Annotated in this window: 11 protein-coding genes; 4 read left to right on the forward strand and 7 right to left on the reverse strand. The window is 73.6% G+C overall.

Annotated features, from left to right (window positions below):
• Positions 1-41 precede the first annotated feature (41 nt).
• On the reverse strand, positions 42-4,001 hold the full coding sequence (locus ACIGDI_RS10080) for an AAA family ATPase (RefSeq protein WP_399893369.1): 3,960 nt from the start codon (positions 3,999-4,001) through the stop codon (positions 42-44).
• Between the two features lie 211 nt (positions 4,002-4,212).
• Between ACIGDI_RS10080 and ACIGDI_RS10085 the strand changes: the two genes are divergently transcribed.
• The 4 genes from ACIGDI_RS10085 to ACIGDI_RS10100 all read left to right on the forward strand — a co-directional run bounded on the left by ACIGDI_RS10085 (position 4,213) and on the right by ACIGDI_RS10100 (position 10,974).
• Complete coding sequence (locus ACIGDI_RS10085) at positions 4,213-4,890, forward strand: spermidine synthase (protein ID WP_399893372.1); 678 nt, start codon at positions 4,213-4,215, stop codon at positions 4,888-4,890.
• A 134-nt stretch (positions 4,891-5,024) separates the two neighbouring features.
• Positions 5,025-5,762 carry a response regulator transcription factor gene (locus tag ACIGDI_RS10090; RefSeq protein WP_058923261.1) on the forward strand — a complete coding sequence of 246 codons (738 nt, stop codon included), beginning with the start codon at positions 5,025-5,027 and terminating at the stop codon, positions 5,760-5,762.
• Positions 5,759-6,874, forward strand: a complete 1,116-nt coding sequence (locus ACIGDI_RS10095; RefSeq protein WP_200703269.1) for an ATP-binding protein — start codon at positions 5,759-5,761, stop codon at positions 6,872-6,874. Before ACIGDI_RS10090 ends, ACIGDI_RS10095 begins: the two co-directional genes overlap by 4 nt.
• Positions 6,875-7,176: 302 nt before the next feature.
• Positions 7,177-10,974 (forward strand): multifunctional oxoglutarate decarboxylase/oxoglutarate dehydrogenase thiamine pyrophosphate-binding subunit/dihydrolipoyllysine-residue succinyltransferase subunit, encoded by a 3,798-nt coding sequence (locus tag ACIGDI_RS10100; protein ID WP_399893377.1) that lies wholly within the window; start codon positions 7,177-7,179, stop codon positions 10,972-10,974.
• An 82-nt stretch (positions 10,975-11,056) separates the two neighbouring features.
• Here ACIGDI_RS10100 and fxsT read toward each other — a convergent pair whose 3' ends face one another.
• The 6 genes from fxsT to ACIGDI_RS10130 form a co-directional block, all read right to left on the reverse strand.
• Positions 11,057-14,065 carry an FxSxx-COOH system tetratricopeptide repeat protein gene (gene fxsT, locus ACIGDI_RS10105; RefSeq protein ID WP_399893380.1) on the reverse strand — a complete coding sequence of 1,003 codons (3,009 nt, stop codon included), beginning with the start codon at positions 14,063-14,065 and terminating at the stop codon, positions 11,057-11,059.
• Between the two features lie 155 nt (positions 14,066-14,220).
• Positions 14,221-15,903, reverse strand: coding sequence for an aKG-HExxH-type peptide beta-hydroxylase (locus ACIGDI_RS10110; RefSeq protein ID WP_399895201.1), 1,683 nt, complete (start codon positions 15,901-15,903; stop codon positions 14,221-14,223).
• Positions 15,903-17,018 carry an FxsB family cyclophane-forming radical SAM/SPASM peptide maturase gene (locus ACIGDI_RS10115; RefSeq protein ID WP_399895204.1) on the reverse strand — a complete coding sequence of 372 codons (1,116 nt, stop codon included), beginning with the start codon at positions 17,016-17,018 and terminating at the stop codon, positions 15,903-15,905. The genes ACIGDI_RS10110 and ACIGDI_RS10115 overlap by 1 nt, the downstream gene beginning before the upstream one ends.
• A gap of 214 nt (positions 17,019-17,232) precedes the next feature.
• Complete coding sequence (fxsA, locus tag ACIGDI_RS10120; RefSeq protein WP_272177257.1) at positions 17,233-17,412, reverse strand: FxSxx-COOH cyclophane-containing RiPP peptide; 180 nt, start codon at positions 17,410-17,412, stop codon at positions 17,233-17,235.
• Positions 17,413-17,425: 13 nt separating this feature from the next.
• Positions 17,426-20,827, reverse strand: coding sequence for an SAV_2336 N-terminal domain-related protein (locus ACIGDI_RS10125; RefSeq protein WP_399893385.1), 3,402 nt, complete (start codon positions 20,825-20,827; stop codon positions 17,426-17,428).
• Between the two features lie 7 nt (positions 20,828-20,834).
• Complete coding sequence (locus ACIGDI_RS10130) at positions 20,835-21,857, reverse strand: MoxR family ATPase (protein ID WP_272177255.1); 1,023 nt, start codon at positions 21,855-21,857, stop codon at positions 20,835-20,837.
• Between the last annotated feature and the right edge of the window lie 93 nt (positions 21,858-21,950).

Raw genomic sequence — 21,950 nt, forward strand, 5'->3', positions numbered from 1 at the left:
AAGGAGGCGTCAGGTCGGGCGGCACGATGTGAGGCGCGGGCTCACAGGCGCCACGCCGGCGGCTGTTCCGGCTGGTAGACGCAGAGGGTGCCGGTGCGCACGGCCGTACGCAGATGGCGGCCCAGCTCGGGATGGACGGCGGCGACACGCTCCACCGCCGCCCGGATACGGGCGGTCACGGCCGTGCGGGCGCGTTCGGCCGGGGAGCCGGTACGTCGGACCCGGCCCCCGATCCCGTACGCGGCGGCGAGCTGCCCGACGAGGGCGTCCCGCTCGACGGCGATCCGCTCCGAACGCCCCGCGTCCCCCGCGGCATCGGCGTCCCGCGCCTCCTCCTCCAGCTCCCGCAGCCGACGGCGGTACGCGGCCCGGGCGACGGCGTCGACGGCCTCACCGGTGTCGCCCTGGGGGTGAAGGCCCGTGGCGTCCCCGCCGAGCTCGCCCACGGGCCCGGGTGACGCCAGCTCGACGGCGGGCACGGGGGTGCCGGGGCGGGAGAGGAGAACGGCCAGGTCGTGCAGGCCCTTGCTGTCGGGGACACGCGCCTCGCGACCGGCGTAGCACAGGTGCCAGAGGGGACCTTCGTGGTGGAAGAGGGCGGTGTCGGGGGCGGGCGTGGAGGCTGTGGGGGGCTGTGCCGTCTCGTGCGCGATCCGGTCGACGAGTGCGACGGCGCCCGCCGCCTCGGCCGCCCGCAGGGCCGCGTCCCGGTGTGTGCGGGCCCGGTCCAGGTCGCCCATGGCCGCGGCCAGCAGGGCGAGATGCCTCTCGACGGGACCCCGTACGGCCGCGCCGATGCCCTCCACCACGAACAGGCCGGCGTAGGGGGCGAGGAGGTCGTACAGGTCGGGGGCGGCGGGATGGGAGCCCACGGCGGCCACCGTCTCCGCGGCCTGCGCCACCATCGGCAGCCACTCGCTGTCCCGGGGCGCGCCGCCGATCCGGGGTGCCACGGCCGACAGACGGCGCGCGGCCTCTTCCGGGCGCCCGAACTGGGCGGCCAGGAGCGCGAGCGTGACGCGCGGCCACAGCATCGGGGAGCGTTCGAGCACGGTCGCCTCGGCCCCGACGCGCTCCAGCCCGGCGCGGTCGCCCGTCTCGGCGTACAGGCACCAGCGCTGGGTGGCGGCGAGCAGGCCGGCGTTCGCACTGCCGGCCCTGCGGCCCAGCTGCTCGACCTCGTCCAGCTCGGTCGCGCAGTCCTCGTACCGGCCTTCCATCAGCGCCCGCGTGCCGCGCCACAGCGGCACGTACCAGGCGTACAGGGGGTGCCGCAGCGGTCGTACGACCGCCTCGTACGCCGCCGCCTCCGCGTCGGCCTCGGCGAACGCGCCGGTCTCCATCAGCGCGACCGACCGCAGCCGTCTGCCTAGGAGTTCGAGGGTGGGGTCGCGCAGGTCGCGGGCGGTGGCCACGATCCGCGCGGACCAGTCGAGCCGGTCACGGCAGTGGTCGGGGCCGGGCCGGGCGTCGCACAGGGCGGCCAGGGCCGCGGCGAGGGTGGCCGGGTCACCGGCCTCGCGGGCGGTGCGGACGGCTTCCTCGGCAAGGGCGAGCCGCCGCCCCGCCGACTCGACGAGCCCGGCGGCGAGCGAGAGCCGGGCGGTGACGGCGGCGCGGAGTGCGGTGAAGGGAGCGGCGCTCTCGGCGGTGAGGGCGGCCCTCGCCTCCGTCAGCAGGTCGACCTGCCGGCGGTCTTCCAGGTCGACCTCGAACCCGACGGGGCCGGTACCGAGCCCCAGCGCCGCCCGCGCCAGCAGATCCGGGCGCCCGAGTTCCCGCGCCGTCCCGGCGGCCCTGAGCAGCGCACCCCGAGCGGCCTCCCGCTCCCCCGCCCCGAGCCGCGCGGCACCGAGCCCGAGCAACATCTCGACCAGCTCGGCACGGTCGGGTGACCCGGGGGCGGCGGGCTCGGCACGGCCACCGGCGGCGGGGGCGGCGGGCTCGGCACGGCCACCGGCGGCGGGGGCGGCGGGCTCGGCACGACCACCGGCGGCGGGGGCGGCCGGCTTGGCACGGTCCCCGGAGACAGGGGCGGACCGCTCGGCACGACCACCGGACGCAGGGGCGGACCGCTCGGCACGACCACCGGACACAGAGGCGGTCGACGCGGCACGACCACCGGAGACTGGGGCCGCCGATTCGGCCCGGCCGCCCGACACAGGGGCGGACTCCGCACCGCCACCCGGCACAGGGCCGGCCGACTCGACACGACCACCGGACGCAGGAACGGCCCGCTCGGCACGACCACCGGACACAGAGGCGGTCGACGCGGCACGACCACCGGAGACTGGGGCCGCCGATTCGGCCCGGCCGCCTGACACAGGGGCGGACTCGGCACCGCCACCCGGCACAGGGTCGGCCGACTCGACACGACCACCGGACGCAGGAACGGCCCGCTCGGCACCGCCACCGGACACGGGCGCAGCCCGCTCAGCACGGTCCCCGGAGTCAGGAACAGCCGGCTCGTCACGACGACCCGACACAGGGGCCGCCGGTTCGGCCCGGCCGCCCGACGCCGGGGCGGACTCGGTACCACCACCCGGCACAGGGACAGCCGACTCGACAGGGCCACCGGACACCGAAGAGGCCGACTCGTCACGCCCCCCGGACGCAAGGGCCGACCGCTCAACAAGGCCGTCGGACGCAGGGGCGGCCCCCTCGACACGCCCCCCGGAGACAGGAACAGCCGGCTCGGCGCGGTCGGTCCAGGCGTCCACCGCGCGTTCGTACCATCGGGCCGCGTCCTCGAAGGCGAACAGTGCCTCCGCTCGGGCGGCCGCGTCGCAGGCGTGTCTCGCCGCTTCCGTCGCGTGTTCGGGGCCGGCGAGGAACAGGTGGTGGGCGACCTCCGCGGGGCCGGTGTCGCGGCCGCGGCGGGCGTAACCGGCCAGGACCTCCGCGGCGGTGTGGTGGAGGGCGGCGCGGTCGGCGGGGGCGAGGGCGTCGTACACGGCGTCGCGGAGCAGGTCGTGGCGGAACCCGGCCCGGTGGGGGCCCACCTCCGCCAGCAGCCCGGCCCCGGCGGCCTCGCCCAACAGCGACCGCGCTTCCGGCAACGGCACCTCCGCGGCCTCGGCCAGCACGTCCAGCCGGAACCGGGTGCCGAGCACGGCCGCCACGTCCAGCAGGCGCGCGGCCCGTGGGGTCAGATCGGCCAACCGCTCCCGTACGGCGGCCCGCACGGCACCCGGGAACGCCCCGGCGCCCTCTGCTTCCGCCGCCCCGCCGTTCCAACTCCCGTTCCGCAGAAGCTCGGTGACGAAGAACGCCTCGCCCCCGGTGCGCCGTACCAGAGACCGCACCGCCTCCGACTCCGGTATCGCCCCGGTCACCGCCTCCACGAGCGTCGCCACGTCCCTCTCGGGCAACGGCCCGAGCGCCAACACGCGCCCCCGGCGGACCAGTTGCGCCCGCTCTCGGTCCCGGCCCGGCCCGCCACCGCCCTCCTGCCAGGCCGCCTCCTCGTCGCGAGCCGTCGCCAGCAGCAGGAGCGGCATCGTGCGGGCGGTGTCGGCCGTCTCCAGGAGCAGGCGCAGGGAGGACGCGTCGGCGGCGTGGGCGTCGTCCAGGACGAGGAGGAGAGGCCGGCGCCGGGCGGCCGTGGAGAGGAGCTCGGCCACGTCGGCGGTCAGGCGCAGGCGGGCCGCCTCCGGGTCCGCGCCGCGCAGCGCGCCGGGGCCGGACCCGGACACCAGCGCCCGCAGCGGCGGTGACGCGGCGACCAGCCGGCCGCAGGCCACGTCGTCGGCGACCAGTTCGCGCAGCAGCCGCGACCAGGGCCGGAACGCGCGCCCGACGGTCTGCGGCGGGCACCACGTCCACAGCGTGCGGAAGCCCTCGGCGTGCCCGGCCGCCACCCCGGCCGTACGCGTCTTGCCCGCGCCCGCCGGCCCGGCCAGCGTCACCAGCCCGCCCCGGCCGGCCGCGGCACCCTCCAGAGCCGCGCGCAGCTCACCCAGCACGCCCTCGCGTCCCACGAACGGGTATTCCGCGGCCATACAGACCCGCCGATCTCGCCGATCTCTCGCTGTCTCGAGCGTAGGCACCCGCCGCGGCGCGCGCGAGGCGCGGACGGAGCATGAGCGGAGCACGGGCGGGGCCCGGCGGGCGGGGCGGGCAGGTGACGCCGGCCGGGCCGGCGGCCGCCCCCGCGCTCGTCACCCCCGCAATTCCCCGCGCCCTCGTTCCGGGTTCGTGCAGGATGGGACCATGACCGCCGCCTACGACACGCCAGTTGTGCTGGACCGTCGCGAGGGTCCCTACGGGGAGGTCGCGCTGCGCCGGCACGGGGAGTTGCTGCAGATCATCGCCAACGGGTGCTTCCTGATGGACACCTCGGACGGGCGCTCGGAGCGCCTGCTCGTCGACGTGGCGCTCGCCGAACTCGGTTCCCGGCCCGACCCCGAGGTGCTGATCGGCGGCCTGGGCGTCGGCTTCTCGCTCGCACACGCCGCGGCGAACCCGCGTTGGGGCGCCGTAACCGTCGTGGAACGGGAGCCCGCCGTCGTCGACTGGCACCTGCACGGGCCCCTTTCGGAAAAGTCCGGCCGGGCCCTCGCCGACCCCCGCACCACCGTCGTACAGGCGGATCTCGTCGAATACCTCCGTGAGACATCCGCCACTTACGACGCCCTCTGCCTGGACATCGACAACGGTCCGGACTGGACTGTCACCGACGGCAATGACGGGCTGTACTCGCCGGCCGGACTCGCAAGCTGCGCAAGGGTGTTGAAACCCGGCGGCGTACTCGCGGTGTGGTCCGCGCGACCCTCTCCGGAATTTGAAGGAACACTGCGGAATGCCGGGTTCCAGCGGGTGCGTACCGAAGAGATCCCGGTTGCCCGGGGCGTTCCGGACGCGGTGCACCTCGCCGTCCGACCTGGATAGCCGAAGCGCGGTTACTCCCCGTACTCTGCTTCCCTGGCGCGGATCATTCAAGCGTCAATCGCAAGCATGCGCAGGCATGAGCCAGTCAGAAGGAATGACCCCACGCATTCCGGAAAGCAACTCAGGGGCGGGCGATGGAGCAGACCCACACATCCCACAACGGCACGACGGCGACCCCTGGCGCACAGCGCCGGGTCCTGGTGGTCGAGGACGACCCGACCATCGTCGACGCCATCGCGGCCCGCCTGCGCGCCGAGGGTTTCCTCGTGCAGACCGCGGGTGACGGCCCGGCCGCCGTCGACACCGCCGAGGCCTGGCAGCCCGATCTGCTGATCCTCGACATCATGCTGCCCGGCTTCGACGGTCTGGAGGTCTGCCGCCGCGTGCAGGCCGCCCGTCCGGTGCCGGTGCTGATGCTCACCGCGCGCGACGACGAGACCGACATGCTGGTCGGGCTCGGCGTCGGCGCCGACGACTACATGACCAAGCCGTTCTCGATGCGGGAGCTGGCCGCGCGCGTGCACGTCCTGCTGCGGCGCGTGGAGCGGGCCGCGCTGGCCGCCGCGACGCCGAGAAGCGGCATCCTGCGCCTGGGCGAGCTGGAGATCGACCACGCGCAGCGCCGGGTGCGGGTCAGGAGTGAGGACGTCCACCTCACGCCCACCGAGTTCGACCTGCTGGTGTGCCTGGCCAACACCCCGCGCGCGGTGCTCTCCCGGGAGCAGCTGCTGGCCGAGGTGTGGGACTGGGCGGACGCGTCCGGCACGCGCACCGTCGACAGCCACATCAAGGCGCTGCGCCGGAAGATCGGCGCCGAGCGGATCCGCACCGTGCACGGTGTGGGCTACGCGCTGGAGACCCCGACGCCATGAGCGGCGGTCCGTCCGCACGGAGAGGCCCCGGGGAGCAGCCGGAGCCCTGGGGCGGCCTGCGCCCCTTCTCGATCAAGACGAAGCTGGGCGCGCTCGTCGTCATCGCGGTGCTGATCACCACCGGCCTGATGATGATCGCGATGCGCACGGCGACGGAGCTGCGCTTCATCACGGTCTTCTCGATGATCGCCACACTGCTGATAACGCAGTTCGTGGCGCATTCGCTCACCGCGCCGCTGGACGACATGAACGCGGTGGCCGGCGCCATCTCGCACGGCGACTACACGCGCCGGGTGCGGGAGAACCGGCGTGACGAGCTGGGCGACCTGGCGCAGACGATCAACCGCATGGCCGACGACCTGGAGGCCCAGGACCGTCAGCGCAAGGAGCTGGTGGCGAACGTCTCGCACGAGCTGCGCACGCCGATCGCGGGGCTGCGCGCCGTGCTGGAGAACATCGTGGACGGCGTCACCACCGCCGACCCCGAGACCATGCGCACGGCACTGAAGCAGACCGAGCGGCTGGGCCGGCTCGTGGAGACGCTGCTGGACCTGTCCCGCCTCGACAACGGCGTCGTACCGCTCAGGCAGCGGCGCTTCGAGGTGTGGCCGTACCTGTCGGGCGTGCTGAAGGAGGCCAACATGGCCGTGCCGGCGCGCGCGGGCATCGCCTCGGGCTCCGGCAGCAGCACGCGCACGGACGTTCATCTGCACCTGGACGTCTCCCCGCCGGAGCTGACCGCGCACGCGGACCCCGAGCGCATCCACCAGGTCGTGGCCAATCTCATCGACAACGCGGTCAAGCACAGCCCCGCGCACGGCCGGGTGACGGTGAAGGCCCGGCGCGGCGCGCTGCCGGAGTCGCTGGAGCTGGAGGTGCTCGACGAGGGCCCCGGCATCCCGCGCTCGGAGTGGCACCGCGTCTTCGAGCGCTTCAACCGCGGTGGCGCGGGCTCGTCCAACGGCCAGGGCGGAGACGGCGGTACGGGCCTGGGGCTCGCGATCGCCCGCTGGGCCGTCGATCTGCACGGAGGCCGGATCGGAGTGGCCGAATCCGAGCGTGGCTGCCGGATTCTCGTCACCCTTCCGGGAGAGACATCCGTTCAAAGTTGACGTAAAGTCCGAACCGGAGCCTCAAGATCCATCTGTGTCGCCGGGCCGGACCCGCTGACTGACACGTGTGATCAGGAACACGCCCGCAGACGGTGTCTGCCGGGCTTGATCGGCGAACCCGCGGGAACTCGCAGCAGAAGCGGAACCACGCTTGTTTCCCGCCATTTCCGCGCCCGAAACACGGTTTCCGATGTGACTTACGCGACGATGACCTTGCTCGGCCTGACCTACCCGCCCGAGGGGGCGTAGCCTTTATTCCCGCTGTCCATCACCTTGTGAAGCGGAAGAGGGCGGTTGCCGCCGTGTCGCCACAGTCCCCCAGTAACTCGAGCATCTCGACCGACACCGACCAAGCCGGGAAGAACCCCGCGGCCGCGTTCGGTCCCAATGAGTGGCTCGTCGACGAGATCTATCAGCAGTACCTCCAGGACCCGAATTCGGTAGACCGAGCCTGGTGGGACTTCTTCGCCGACTACAAGCCGGGCGCTGCCGCCTCGGCTCCGGCGACGGCGGCCCCGGAGACTCCAGCAGCGGCCCCTGCGGCCCCCGCCGCGGCCCCGGCCGCCGCCTCCGTTCCCGCCCCGGCCCAGGCCGCCCCCGCGCAGCCGAAGCCCGCTGCCGCCGCTCCGGCGCCCGCCAAGCCGGCCGCTGCCGCCCCGGCGCCCGCCGCGGCCAAGCCCGCCGCCGCGAAGCCCGCCGCGAAGGCCGAGCCCGCCGCCCAGGCCCCCGACGGCCCGGAGCTGGTGACGCTGCGCGGCCCCGCCGCCGCCGTCGCGAAGAACATGAACGCCTCGCTGGAGCTGCCCACGGCCACGTCCGTGCGCGCGGTCCCGGTGAAGCTGCTGTTCGACAACCGCATCGTCATCAACAACCACCTGAAGCGCGCCCGGGGCGGGAAGATCTCCTTCACGCACCTGATCGGCTACGCGATGGTGCAGGCCATCAAGGCCATGCCGTCGATGAACTACGCGTTCGGCGAGAAGGACGGCAAGCCGACCCTGATCAAGCCGGCACACGTCAACCTCGGCCTGGCCATCGACCTGGTGAAGCCCAACGGCGACCGCCAGCTCGTCGTCGCGGCGATCAAGAAGGCCGAGACGCTGAACTTCTTCGAGTTCTGGCAGGCCTACGAGGACATCGTCCGCCGCGCCCGCGACGGCAAGCTGACGATGGACGACTTCACCGGTGTCACGGTCTCCCTGACCAACCCCGGCGGCCTCGGCACCGTCCACTCCGTGCCACGGCTGATGCCCGGCCAGTCGGTGATCATGGGCGTCGGCTCCATGGACTACCCGGCGGAGTTCCAGGGCACCAGCCAGGACACGCTGAACAAGCTCGGCATCTCGAAGGTCATGACGCTCACGTCGACCTACGACCACCGGGTCATCCAGGGCGCCGCGTCCGGCGAGTTCCTGCGCCAGGTCGCCAACCTCCTGCTCGGCGAGAACAACTTCTACGACGAGATCTTCGAGGCGCTGCGCATCCCCTACGAGCCGGTCCGCTGGCTCAAGGACATCGACGCCAGCCACGACGACGACGTCACCAAGGCCGCCCGCGTCTTCGAGCTGATCCACTCCTACCGGGTCCGCGGCCACGTCATGGCCGACACCGACCCGCTGGAGTACCGCCAGCGCAAGCACCCCGACCTGGACATCACCGAGCACGGCCTCACCCTGTGGGACCTGGAGCGCGAGTTCGCCGTCGGCGGCTTCGCCGGCAAGTCGATGATGAAGCTGCGCGACATCCTCGGCGTGCTGCGCGACTCGTACTGCCGCACCACCGGCATCGAGTTCATGCACATCCAGGACCCCAAGCAGCGCAAGTGGATCCAGGACCGCGTGGAGCGCCCGCACGCCAAGCCGGAGCGCGAGGAGCAGCTGCGCATCCTGCGCCGGCTGAACGCGGCGGAGGCCTTCGAGACCTTCCTGCAGACGAAGTACGTCGGCCAGAAGCGCTTCTCCCTCGAGGGCGGCGAGTCGGTCATCCCGCTGCTGGACGCGGTCCTCGACTCGGCGGCCGAGTCCCGGCTGGACGAGGTCGTCATCGGCATGGCCCACCGCGGCCGCCTGAACGTCCTGGCCAACATCGTCGGCAAGTCGTACGCGCAGATCTTCCGTGAGTTCGAGGGCAACCTCGACCCGAAGTCGATGCACGGCTCCGGCGACGTGAAGTACCACCTGGGCGCCCAGGGCACCTTCACCGGCCTGGACGGCGAGCAGATCAAGGTCTCGCTGGCCGCGAACCCCTCCCACCTGGAGACGGTCGACCCGGTCATCGAGGGCATCGTCCGCGCCAAGCAGGACATCATCAACAAGGGCGGCACGGACTTCACGGTCCTGCCGATCGCGCTGCACGGCGACGCGGCCTTCGCGGGCCAGGGCGTGGTGGCCGAGACCCTGAACATGTCGCAGCTGCGCGGCTACCGCACCGGCGGCACGGTCCACATCGTCATCAACAACCAGGTCGGCTTCACCGCGGCCCCCGAGTCCTCGCGCTCCTCCATGTACGCGACGGACGTGGCCCGCATGATCGAGGCCCCGATCTTCCACGTGAACGGCGACGACCCGGAGGCCGTGGTCCGCGTCGCGCGGCTCGCCTTCGAGTTCCGCCAGGCGTTCAACAAGGACGTGGTGATCGACCTCATCTGCTACCGCCGCCGCGGTCACAACGAGTCGGACAACCCGGCCTTCACCCAGCCGCTGATGTACGACCTGATCGACAAGAAGCGCTCGGTGCGCAAGCTCTACACCGAGTCCCTGATCGGTCGCGGCGACATCACCCTGGAAGAGGCCGAGCAGGCGCTGCAGGACTACCAGGGCCAGCTGGAGAAGGTCTTCACGGAGGTCCGCGAGGCCATCACCGCCCAGCCCACCTCGGGCCCGGTGTCGGACCCGCAGGCGGAGTTCCCGGTCGCCGTGAACACCGCGATCTCCACGGAGACCGTCAAGCGGATCGCCGAGTCCCAGGTCAACATCCCGGACTCCTTCCACGTGCACCCGCGTCTGCTGCCCCAGCTGCAGCGCCGGGCGGCGATGGTCGAGGACGGCACGATCGACTGGGGCATGGGCGAGACCCTGGCCGTCGGTTCGCTGCTGCTGGAGGGCACCCCGGTCCGCCTGTCGGGCCAGGACTCCCAGCGCGGCACCTTCGGCCAGCGCCACGCGGTCCTCATCGACCGCGAGACGGGCGAGGAGTACACCCCGCTGCAGTACCTCGCGGAGGAGCAGGCCCGCTACAACGTCTACAACTCCCTGCTGTCCGAGTACGCGGTCATGGGCTTCGAGTACGGCTACTCGCTCGCCCGTCCCGACGCGCTCGTGATGTGGGAGGCGCAGTTCGGCGACTTCGTCAACGGCGCGCAGACGGTGGTCGACGAGTACATCTCGGCGGCGGAGCAGAAGTGGGGCCAGACGAGCGGCGTCACGCTCCTGCTCCCCCACGGCTACGAGGGCCAGGGCCCGGACCACTCCTCGGCCCGTGTCGAGCGCTTCCTGCAGCTGTGCGCCCAGAACAACATGACGGTGGCCATGCCCACGCTCCCGTCGAACTACTTCCACCTCCTGCGGTGGCAGGTGCACAACCCGCACCACAAGCCGCTGGTGGTCTTCACCCCGAAGTCGATGCTGCGCCTGAAGGCCGCCGCGTCGAAGACGGAGGAGTTCACCTCGGGTCAGTTCCGTCCGGTCATCGGCGACTCGACGGTCGACGCGGCCGCGGTCCGCAAGGTCGTGTTCGTCGCGGGCAAGCTGTACTACGACCTGGAGGCCGAGCGGCAGAAGCGCGGCATCACGGACACGGCGATCATCCGCATCGAGCGCCTGTACCCGCTGCCGGGTGCCGAGCTCCAGGCGGAGATCGCCAAGTACCCGAACGCCGAGAAGTACCTGTGGGCCCAGGAGGAGCCGGCGAACCAGGGTGCCTGGCCGTTCATCGCCCTCAACCTGATCGACCACCTGGACCTGGCGGTCGGCGCGGACGTCCCGCACGGCGAGCGGCTGCGGCGCATCTCGCGCCCGCACTCCTCGTCCCCGGCGGTCGGCTCCGCCAAGCGTCACCAGGCGGAGCAGGAGCAGCTGGTACGGGAGGTCTTCGAGGCGTGAGCCTCTGACCACGAGCACCACCAAGGGCCCGCCCCCGGAGGATCCTCCGGGGGCGGGCCCTTCGGCGTGCGTGACGCCGGCGTCACGTCGCCTGGGGTTCGAAGTCCCAGTAGGGCCGGTTGCGGGAGCGGGCCGAGATCGTGTGGACGTGCTGCTTGCCCAGCGTCGACTCGAGATCCGACAGGGCGCCCTGTTCGACCTTCTCGGCCTGCTGGACGTCGCGCAGGCCCCGCAGGTCCGCCGCGTGGGCGACCCGGGCGGACAGGGTGAGGGGGTGGGTGCGGCCCAGGGTCTCGGTGGCCCGCGTGACGGTCTGCCTGCTCAGCTCGGCGGCACCCTCGGTGTCACCGACCAGGTTGCGCAGGGCGGAGGCGTTGATGGCGCAGCCCAGCGTGTAGGGGTGGTTCTCCCCCACGGCCGTGCTCATCTCGGCCAGGGCCTGCTCGATCAGCACATGGGCGTGGTCCCGCTCGCCGACGCTGCGCAGGATCAGCGCGTGGTTGGCGCGGGCCCCGGCGATGAACGGATGACCGGCGATCAGCTGCGCCTCGTAGCGGGCGATGATGGACTCGCTGGTCTCTCGGGCCTGGTCGATGTCGCCGTGCTCACGGGCGAAGCAGCTGTGGCTCACGGCGGCGGCCAGCGCCTTCGTGTCCCGCTCGCCCACCTTGCGCTCGTAGCGCTCCAGCACCCGCATCAGGAGTGCCCCGGCGGCCGTACGGTCGCCGACCCGCAGCCGGCACAGCGCGAGGTTGTGCTCGGCGTGCAGCGTCTGCGGATTGTCGGCGCCCAGGACGAGCCGGCACTCGCGGACGTTCTTCGCCTGGACGGACTCCGCCTCGGTGTAGCGGCCCAGCAGCCGCAGGTCGGTGGCGTAGGAGTTCTCCGACATCAGCGCCCAGGGGTGGCGGGCCTTCAGCAGTCGGCGACGCGACTCCAGCGTCTTCTCGTCGATCTCCAGGGCCTGCTGGTAGTGGCCGAGGAGGCGGTGACCGAAGCCCAGGTTGTTCAGCGCGTTGAGGGTGCGGGAGTCCTCTTCGCCGAGCAGGTCGCGGTAGGTCGGGTAGAGCCACTGGTAGATCTCCAGTGCCTCGTCGTAGCGGCCCAGTCCCCACAGGTCGGCGCCGAGGCCGTTGACGGCCCGGAGGTAGTCCAGGTCCCGGTCGCCGCGCTCCTGACGCAGATGGTCGGCCGCCTGGCGTTCGAGGGCCTCGGTGAGTTCGTAGTCCCCGGAGGAACGCAGCAGGTTGGCGTAGTGGTAGGTGAGCTCCCAGATCCGCGGGTGGTGCTCGCCGAGGGTGGTCCGCCAGGCGCGCAGGGCGCGCTCGCCGAGCTTGACGCCCGAGCTGTACTCGCCGGCGAAGTACATGTAGCGCAGGCAGTTGAGGACCAGCCGCTGCACCTTCGTGTCCTGGCTCTTGAGGACGTCGGCGTGCTTCAGGTGCGGCACGAGCTCGGCGTAGGTGTCCCACAGCCGGGTGTCGGTGGCGCGGCCGGGGTCGGCGGCCGCCAGGGCGCGCCGGACCACCTCGATGAACTCGCGGCGCTCCTGCTCCGGCATGTCGTTGCGGACGATCTGGTGCACCATGCGGTGCAGGTACAGCGACTCACCCGAGGTCGAACCCGGCTCGCCGGTCGACTCGTGGGACTCCAGGCGCACCACGGAGTACTGGCGCAGCTGGTTGATCGCCCGGTTCCACAGCAGCGGGTCCTCCAGCAGCCCGGTGAGCTGTTCGGGCAGGTCGTCGTGCGGCATGTCCTTCAGCAGTCGTACGGGTACGAAGCCGGGCGCGAAGAACGTGCACAGGCGCAGCAGGTCGACGGACTCCGGGACCGTCTCACGGAGTTTGTTCAGCAGTATCGACCAGGCGGTCTGGAAGGCGACCGGGAAGTCGGCGGAGACCTTGACGACGTCCTGGTCGATGCCGCCCTCCAGCAGGGCGATGTAGTCCTCGACGGACAGGTCGGAGTCGTTGAGCCAGCCGGCCGTCTGGTCCAGCAGCAGCGGCAGGTCCTCCAGGGCCTCGGCGAGCTGGTCGGCGTCCGGCTCCGACAGCCGGGGCGCGCGGCGCCGGATGAAGGCCACGGACTCGTCGCGGGCGTACACCGGGACCTGCATCAACTGGCTGTTGTGCTCGCCCCATTGGGGGTTTCGGGAGGTGATCAGCACATGGCCGGGGCCGGTGGGGACGAGGTCCCAGATCTGGTCGGGGTCGTCGGCGCCGTCGAGGATCAGCAGCCAGCGGGAGAAGGGCTCGCCGCGGCGCAGCGCGTCGCGTACGGCGCGCAGCCGCTCGCCGTACTCGGCCCCCGTCGACAGGCCGAGTTTCGGGGCGAGTTCGGCCAGCTGGCGGCGGTAGGAGACGCGTTTCTCGGCGTTGATCCACCACACCACGTCGTACTCGGAGCTGAACCGGTAGACGTACTCGGCTGCGAGCTGGGTCTTGCCCACGCCTGACATGCCGTAGAGGGCGAGGACGCCGGCCCCCGGCTCGCTGCCGTGCAGCAGGTGGTAGGCGTCGTTCAGCAGCGGTTCGCGGCCGGTGAAGCGGGTGTTGCGGCGCGGGACGTTGCCCCACACCTCGGGCATGGCGGACGGGAAGCGCGGCGCGCGGCGGCCGTCGGCGGGCTCCGGGAGCGGTTCGAAGGGCAGGTCGAGGCGTTCGACGAGCCGGCGTTCGGCTTCGTCGGGGCCGATGTTGACGAGGTCGGCGGGGGCGAGCACCGCGGCGGCGGCGGGGATCGGGGCGGTGGTCACCGAGACGGCCGCGAAACGGGAGGGGTCCGGCGCGACGACCTCGCCGAGGGCCGCGTTCCACTCCTCGTGGGTGCGCGGGCCCAGCTTGAAGTACCAGTCGCTGACGAGGATGAGGACTCGGCCCTCCGCCAGGCTCAGGCCGCGCAGCAGGTCCGCGAGCGGGGCGTCCGGCGGGGCGTCCCAGCGCAGGTACACCACGCGTAGACCGCGCCGCTCCAAGCGGTCGCCGATCCAGGCCGCCCAGGCCCGGTTGAACCCGGCGAAGCTGATCGTGACGGTCTGCCGCGCGGCCCTCCTCTCGGCTGACCCGACCGGCCTACGAGTTCCAGACATCCAGCGGCCTCCCGCACGAAATTTTAGAAGCTGAACACGGCTCCGGGAAGGCGCACGACGCACCGCCGCCGACGCTCGTGGTTCGCATCCTTTCCCGCAAGCGCAACGATCACCACCTTCGGGGGGAACGTTCTCCGCCGAATGCGGCGGCCCGGTCACGCGAGTGGCGCACGCAGCTCCTGGGGGACCCGGCGTGCCCACAGCCGGCGCGCGGTGCGCACGTACTCCAGGGCGCGCACCGCGTGCGCGCGGGGCGCGGGATGTTCGCCCATGCGGGCGTGCGCGTCGACCATGAACTCCACCAACCGCCGCCCCGGCCGGGTGAGTTCCGCGGAACCGACGAGCGCGGGGAGGGCCGCGCCGACCTGGGCGTGGTAGCGGGCGAACTGGCTCCAGTCGGTGTCGAGGTGCGCCCGGTCCGAGCCGTCGAGCGCCCGGCGCTGGTGGAAGTCGGCGAGTGCCAGATGGGCGTAGGCGCCCTGCAGCAGACCGTCGTACGGTCGCGGGTCGGGCCGCCAGGGGGCGAAGTACCGTGCCTGCCCGTCGGCGTGATGGAGAGTCATCATCTCGCTGACGACGGCGAGTTTCGCGTGGTGGAGTTCGTGTACGAGAGTGGCGGCCAGGCGGGTGGCGTCGGGCGGGGTGCTGCTGAGCACGGCGCCGAACGCCTCGCTGCGGGTGGCGCTGCACGAGCCGCGCCGGGCCTCGGCCGTGGCCCGGTCCGGCGTGGCGAGCGGGACCAGGCAGCGCAGCAGGGTCGCCGCCTCGGTCAGCCGCTGCTCCCCGGACAGCAGCAGCGCTCCCGCGGTGCCGGACCACGCCTGGAGCCAGTTCTTGCGCTCACCGTCGTCGAGGGTGGCGGGGCCAGTCAGGCCGTAGCACTGCGGGTCGCCGGGTGCGGCGCGGTAGGGGTCGAAGTCCTCCAGCGGCAGCGGCGCGCCGTCCGGGAGCAGTCCTGGCAGCGCGTACGCCGGGTGCCAGGCCCGGGAGTCCGACCAGGCGCCGAAGCCGTCCTCCAGGAACACGGACACGTCCGCGGCGCCCGGCCTGCGCAGCGTCAGCCGCCCGTGCCGGTGGACCACGTCGACGGCCACCGGCTCGGCCCCGTCGACGCCCAGCGCCCCGAGGCCCGGCAGCACGAGGCGCCCATCATGGGCACTGAGCCGCACGGCGTACGCCACCCCGGCCCGAGCGGCGACCGCCGCGGCGACGGCGCTGAAGTGAGCGAGATCGACCAGCAGTTCACGGCACTGCTGCCCGGGCCCGAGGCCGCGGGCACCTGGGCCGGGCACCGCGTGAGGGACCGCTCCCGCGTACGGGACCGCGCCGGCGTCCCGACCGGCCTCGAGGTCCGGGACCGCGCCACCGTGCGTGCCCCCGCCGACGTGCGGGACCGCGCCATGGTCCGGACCGGCCTCGGTGTGCCGGACTGTGCCCGAGCCCGGGGACGCGCCGGTGTCGGCGGCGGGCGGCGCGCTGGTGGTTCGGGCGGCCGGGCCGGGGGCGGGGGGCATGCCGGTGGTTCGGGCGGCCGGGGAGGTCAGCGCCTGTAGGCAGCGCCCGGCCCAGGGGCCGAGGAGGGGGTGGCACAGGGCGGCGCGGACCAGAGCGCCGTTCGCCGCCTCGGCGGCCTCCAGCAGGGCCCAGTCAGCCCGTAGCCGCTCGCGGGCGTCGGGTGGGCACACCTCGGGTCCGGCCGCGTCGGCCGCCTCCAGGATCGCCCGCAGGAGCAGCATCCGCCGGGTGTCCTGGTCGCGGACGAGCAGCGCGAGCGTGTCGGGACCGCCGCCGGTGCCGCCGAGTTCGGCGAGGGCGCGGTCGGTCAGCGGCGGAAGTATCACGGGGTGCCTCCTTCGGCCGGGACGGCGGCCGCCAGGGCCGTCTCCTCGGTGAGCCGTTGCGCCACGTGCCGGATGAAGCGCTGGAGGTCGCTGCAGTAGACGGAGGGGTTGGTGAAGCCGTGTCCGGCCCGGTAGCGGTGCGCGTACTGGCCGCCGCCGCAGACGTGCAGCAGGGGGCAGGCCCGGCAGGTGGCGTCCAGCGCGTCAGCGCCCGCCTGCCGCGCCGCCACCGCCGGGTGGCGCAGCGCCTCGTCGAAGGTGTGCCGGAAGACGTCGAGCCCGGTCTCGGCCGCGCCGTCGTAGGCCGACTTCAGGGAGTCGACCTGCTCGATCGATCCGTCGGTCTCGACGACGACCGTCTCGAAGGGGGCCAGTCCGAGCGGTTCGGTGGCGGCCGGCCGGCCCAGCAGCAGGGCGATGCAGGCCTCGAACAGGCGGACCCTGGTCTCCCGCCGTCCCGCGTGCCACCAGCGGTCGAAGACGGCGCACAGCCACCGCCCGTGACGGTCGCCGGCCAGGTGCGGCGGCGGGGACGACCAGTTGCCGTGCGGCAGCAGCAGGTCCAGGGCAGGCGGGCGCAGGGCGAGCAGCGAGTCGTAGGTCTCGACCGGGTCCAGCGTGGGGTCGACGACGGTGAGGATGCCCGCGTACGAGTCCGGGAAGCGGCCGGCGACCAGGCGCGCGCCGCGTGCGGCGGCGGGCCAGGACGGGCGTCCGGCGTGATCGACGCGTCGCGCGTTGTGTCCGGGCAGGCCGCCGTCGAGGCTGATGCCCACCCGGATGCCGGCGGCGGCCAGGGTGGCGAGCCGGTCCTCGGTGAGCAGGGTGGCGTTGGTCTGGACGGCCGCGTGGACTGTGGTGCCGTGCGGGACGCGGGCGCGGACGTGGTCGGTGAAGCGGGCGAGGGTGCCGGCCCCGGCCAGGAGGGGTTCCCCGCCGTGCAGGACGAGGGACAGGTCGGTGCACCCGTGGGTGCGCGCGTGCTCGGCGATGCGCTCCGCGGTGCGGTCGAGCACGGCCCAGGACGCCTTGGCGGGGCGGTCGCGCCAGGTGCGGTCGGGCCCCTCGTAGAGGTAGCAGTAGCGGCAGGCGAGGTTGCAGCGGCCGTGCATCTTCACGATGAACTGCCGAAAGGGGAACGGCCCGACGTGAACGACGCCGTGCGACACTCCGCCACCCCCTGCCCTCGGCCGTCCAAGGCCGCTTTCCCGAGCGGTGTCCCGGCAAACGCCCGTTGGCCCCGCGCCGCCCGCCCGACCGGCATCACGACCTGAACTCATGTACTGCGAAAGGAATTTGACCGAAACCCGCCCGTCTCGGCTCCGGTCAGAACGCGCTGCCGTAGCCCCAGAGCATCTCGCCCGGCCGGGCTGCCCGCTCCCGGAGGTCGTCGAGGACCTCGCGCAGCACCGGATGCGCGACGGTCCGCAACTCGGCCAGGTTCAGGGCGAGTACGTCGGTGACGGGCTCGTCCGGCGCCGGCTGCTCAGCTGACTCCGCTTGCATGGTCTCCCCCTCGTCACTCCAGCTCCGCGAGCCTGTGCGCGGTCTGTTCCGCGGTGGGTGCGCCGGTGCCGGCCCAGTCGTCCGGCAGCCGCTGCCACTCCGCGCGCGCCGCGCGGTACGCCTCGCGGGCGGCGCGCGGGCGCGCGGCCGCCTCATAGGTCATACCCCGCCAGTGGTGCGCCTGAGCGCACAACTCCATGGCCTCGTGGCTGCGCCGCTCGGTCTCGGCCTGCTCCTCGGCCTCCCGGGCGGACTCCGCCGCGTCCCGGAACGCGTCGGCCGCCGCGTCCAGGCGGGTGGGCCGGCCCAGGCCCCGGTACGCCTCGAACTGCGCCTGTCCCAGGGCGAGCCGGGCCCGGGCGGCCGTCATCGCCTGGGTGGCCTCGGCCGCCGCCAGTCCGAACAGGTACTCCGCCTCGCGCAGGTCCACCGGGTCGCCACGGGTGCCGTAGCGGGCCATGAGTGCCTGGCCCAGGAGCAGCAGGCGGTGGGCGAGGCGGGCGTCCCCGGAAGCGGTCTCGGTACGGCACTCGCGCAGCACCCTGATCGCGTGCGACAGCGAGCCCAGCGCCCGGGTGCCGGTCTCCGGCGAGGCCAGCCGCAGCAGCGTCTCGCCCCATTCGGCGAGGACGTCCGCGTGCGCGGGGGCGTCCCGGGGCATGCCGTGGGCGGCCTGCTCGAACCGGTCGGCGGCCGTGCGGAGTTCCGCCGTCTCCCCCGTCTCTCGGTGCCGGGCCACGGCGATGCGCCCGGCCCGCACCAGCAGCGTGGAGCGCAGCGCCCGTTCCCGGACCAGCAGCAGCGCCTCGTCGATCCGCTCCTGCGCCTCGTCGAGCGAACCGCCCGAGGCCAGCAGCGCGTCGACCAGGTCGCGCCGCACGCGTACGCCGTCCTGCTCCCGCTCCTCGGTGCCGGCGGTCTCCAGCGCGTCCCGCAGCGACCGGGCGGCCTGCTCGGCGTGGTCGCGGGCCAGCTGGGGGTCCGTGGTCGCGGCGGCCAGCCGCAGCAGGACCCGGCCGTGGGCCAGCGGGAGTTCGGGGGGCCGCCGGCTGCGGTCGGGCCAGGCGTCCGCGAACGCCTCCAGCATGCCGACGGCGCCCTGCAGCAGCGCGCTGTCGCCGCCCAGGCTCCACTGCGCCTCCAGGGCTCCGACCCGCTCCAGAGTGAGTTCGAGCGCCTCGTCCTGGGTGAGGTCGGGGGCGGCGAAGGCTCCGGCGTACTCGCGGTCGGCGCGACTGAGCAGGTCCATCGCGCCGTGCGGGTCGCCGTGGCGCCGGCGGTCGGTTGCGGCGGCGTGCAGCACGCGCGCGAGGACGGCCCGTTCGCGCAGGGCGTGCGGGTGCGCGACGGCCCGTTCGGCGGCCTGTTCGGCCTCGTGGAGCAGTTCGGGGCCGCCCTGCACCTCCCACAGCCGCAGCGTGCAGCGGGCGTACTGCGCCCACAGTTCGGGGTCACGGCCCGCGGGCCGCTCGTGCTCGGTGGCGCCTCGCAGCAACTGCACGGCGTCGATGAGGTCCTGCACCATGCCCTCGTCGTCGAACCGCTCGAGCAGCGAGCGGGCCCGCACGACCGCCCGGTGCGGCTCGCGGGGTCCGGCCGACCCGGGCGTGGCCCGGCCGCCGTAGACCGCGAACTGCTCGGGCAGCGGCATGAATCGCTCCAGCACGCGCGCGGCGACCTCCGCGAAGGGCTGCGGTACGAGCGTCACGTCGCCGTTGTCGCCGGGGTACCCGCCGCCGGGTGCGTACGGGCGTCCCGAGCCGCCGTTGCCGAGCTGAGCGAGGGCCAGGGCGGGGAAGTTGGGGCCGCCCTTGCCGTAGCGGTGCTCGATGTACTCAGAGCAGTGCTTGAGGACGAGGACCGCCTCGTCCCGGCCGAGCGTCGACAGCAGCGCCTCCTGTACGTCGGGCTGCATCCGGTACCACTGGGCGCCGTCGTCGCCGTACCTGTCGCCGGCCCGGCTGACCAGGCCGCTGAGCAGCACCTCGGCCAGTTCGGAGGGGCCGGAGTCGGGCAGCATGGTGCGCTGCACGAGCTGCATGACGGGCAGGCACAGCGGGGCCGCCGCGAGGTAGACGGCGAGCCGGCCGGCGGCCGGGGAGGCGGTGGCGCGGAAGCGGCCGACGCGCTCCACCCAGGAGCGCGGGCGTGCGGTACCGGCGGCGGGGGCGGGCGGCTGGTCGGCGCGCACCCAGCCCACGGCCCCGGCGACCGGGCCGGACCCGGCGCCGGACAGCAGCCGGGCCCAGGAGCCGAGCGCGACCGGCTCGGGCGGCAGCACGGGAACGGGCAGCGCGCCGCGGCGCGGTTCGGCCGGGGGGCCGACCGGGGTGCGCACCCGCAGTACGGCGGCTCCACCGAGCGTCTCGCCGCGGGTGAGTTCGCCGTAGGTCACCGGCAGCCGCGTGCGGGTCCACAGGCGTTGCGGGAGGGGTTGCAGGACCGCCGCGGGGGCCTGCCGGGCGAGGTGGTGCAGCAGCCGGTGCGCGGCGCCGCTGCGCCACAGGGGCCCCGCGCAGTCGCTGACCAGGAGGGTGATCCGGCGTCCGGTCGGGTCGCTGAGCCGGTCCGCCGCGTGCAGCGGGGCCGCGTGCGCGTCGAGACTGCGGGAGACCACCGGTTCGCCGTCCGGGCTCTCGTGCAGGTGGCAGACCTGTACGTCCCCGAAGGCGCCCAACTGGGCGAATACCTGCTCCAGTTCGCCGAACATGCGGTCCCACACGCGCATCGAGGGCGAGGCGTCCAGGACGAGCTGCAACCGGGTGTCGCCGCGGGTCACGGCCCGGTACACCGGCATCACCAGGCCGCCCGCACGGGCACTGAGTTCGGCCGTCGCTGTCTCGTCGAGAGTGCGCCGCAGCGGCGGGGCGGCGCTGCGGTAGCCCTGCAACGGGCGTAAGGCGCGCTGGAGTTCGAGTGGAGCGGGCAGCACGGGGGCGGCGGGCACGCCGACCGGCAGCGCGGAGGCGTGCCGCGACGCACGCGTGCGTGCCGCGTCGCCGCGCGAGGGCGGGTACAGGGCGACGCGCCCGGCCCCGGTGTCGCACGAGGACGGTGGCGCGGGCGGCCGGGGCGCCGGGTGGTCCGGGGCGGGCGGTACGGGGCCCTGGCCGGACGTGCCGTCCTGCGGCCGCCCCGGCCGTTGCCCGCCGGGCGCGTTCGGCTCCTGCTCGGTCCGGCCGTCCGGGGTCCGGGACCAACGGGCCAGCCAGAGGGCGTCGCTGAGGCCTTCCACGTCGGGGTCGAGCCCGATCTGCCGCAGCCGTGCGACGAGTTCGGCGATCGGGTCACGGCCGTCCGTCGGCTGCGCCGACTCCGGGCCGCCCGCCGTGGGGGTCTCCTCGGGGGCGCGGGGGCCGTCCTGGGGTGCCGGGCCGGAGCCGCTGGGACCGTGGCGTGCGGTCGCGTCGGGCATCAGCGCCTCACCTCGGGCGGTCGAGCCGCTGGATGAGCTGGTCGGCCAGCCGGTCGCGACTGGGCGGCGCGGCAGCGTCGGTGAGATATATCGCGTTCAACAGCTGGTCGGCGGCCAGGAGTTCACTGCGTGAGCGCTCCAGGAAGCGGTTGATGAGGTCGTCGCCGGCGCGGGCCGCCTCGGCGCCGAGGTGGGCCCGGACGAAGGTGGCGAGCCGGTTGTGGTCCGGGCGGTCCAGCTCCAGGTGGATGCAGCGGCGCATCAGCGGGGCCGGGAAGTCGCGTTCGCCGTTGCTGGTGAGGACGACGAACGGGAAGGCGCGGCAGCGCACCCGGCCGTCGCGCACCCGTACCTTGACCCCGTCCGCGGTGAGCACCTCGGCCTCGCCGTCCGGCAACCGGTCGGCCGCGCGCTGGAGTTCGGGTATCTCGAACTCGCCTTCCTCCAGCACGTTCAGCAGGTCGTTCGGCAGGTCGATGTCGCTCTTGTCCAGTTCGTCGATGAGCAGCACGCGCGGGGTGTCGGAGGGCAGCAGAGCGGTCCCGAGCGGGCCGAGGCGGATGTAGCTGCCGATGCTCTCCACGGCGCCGGGGCTGCCGGCGGCGCCGCCGAACCCGCCCTGGGCGGCGATCTGCACGTCCTGCAGCCGGGCGATGGCGTCGTACTCGTACAGCCCGTCGCGGAGCGTGGAGCGGCTGACGATGGACCAGCGCAGCACCTCGCCCAGGCCCAGTTCGTAGGCCACCGAGTGGGCCAGGGTGCTCTTGCCCGCGCCCGGACTGCCTGTGACGAGCAGCGGACGGCGCAGATACAGCGCCGCGTTGATCATCTCCAGCTCCTCGGCGCCCGGCCGGTGCAGTTCCGCCAGGTGGCGGTTGGCGCCGAGCCTGCGGTCCTGGGAGCCGTCGCCGGGGGCGCCGGAGTCCCGGCCGGAGAAGTCGCGCCAGGGCGGTGGGGCGGGCAACCGGTCTATCCCGTCGTGGGGTTCGCCGGCGCCTCGGTAGATGAGCCACTCATTGGAATCGGTCATGGTCCGGTCCTCGTCGTCACTCGTCCATGGCGGCCGTCGAACGTGCATCACGGTATCGACCCTCAGGGGGCGTGGTAAGGGGGCCGGAGAGCG

This window comes from Streptomyces sp. NPDC085900 (assembly GCF_044540925.1).
Classification (GTDB): Bacteria; Actinomycetota; Actinomycetes; order Streptomycetales; family Streptomycetaceae; genus Streptomyces; species Streptomyces gilvifuscus.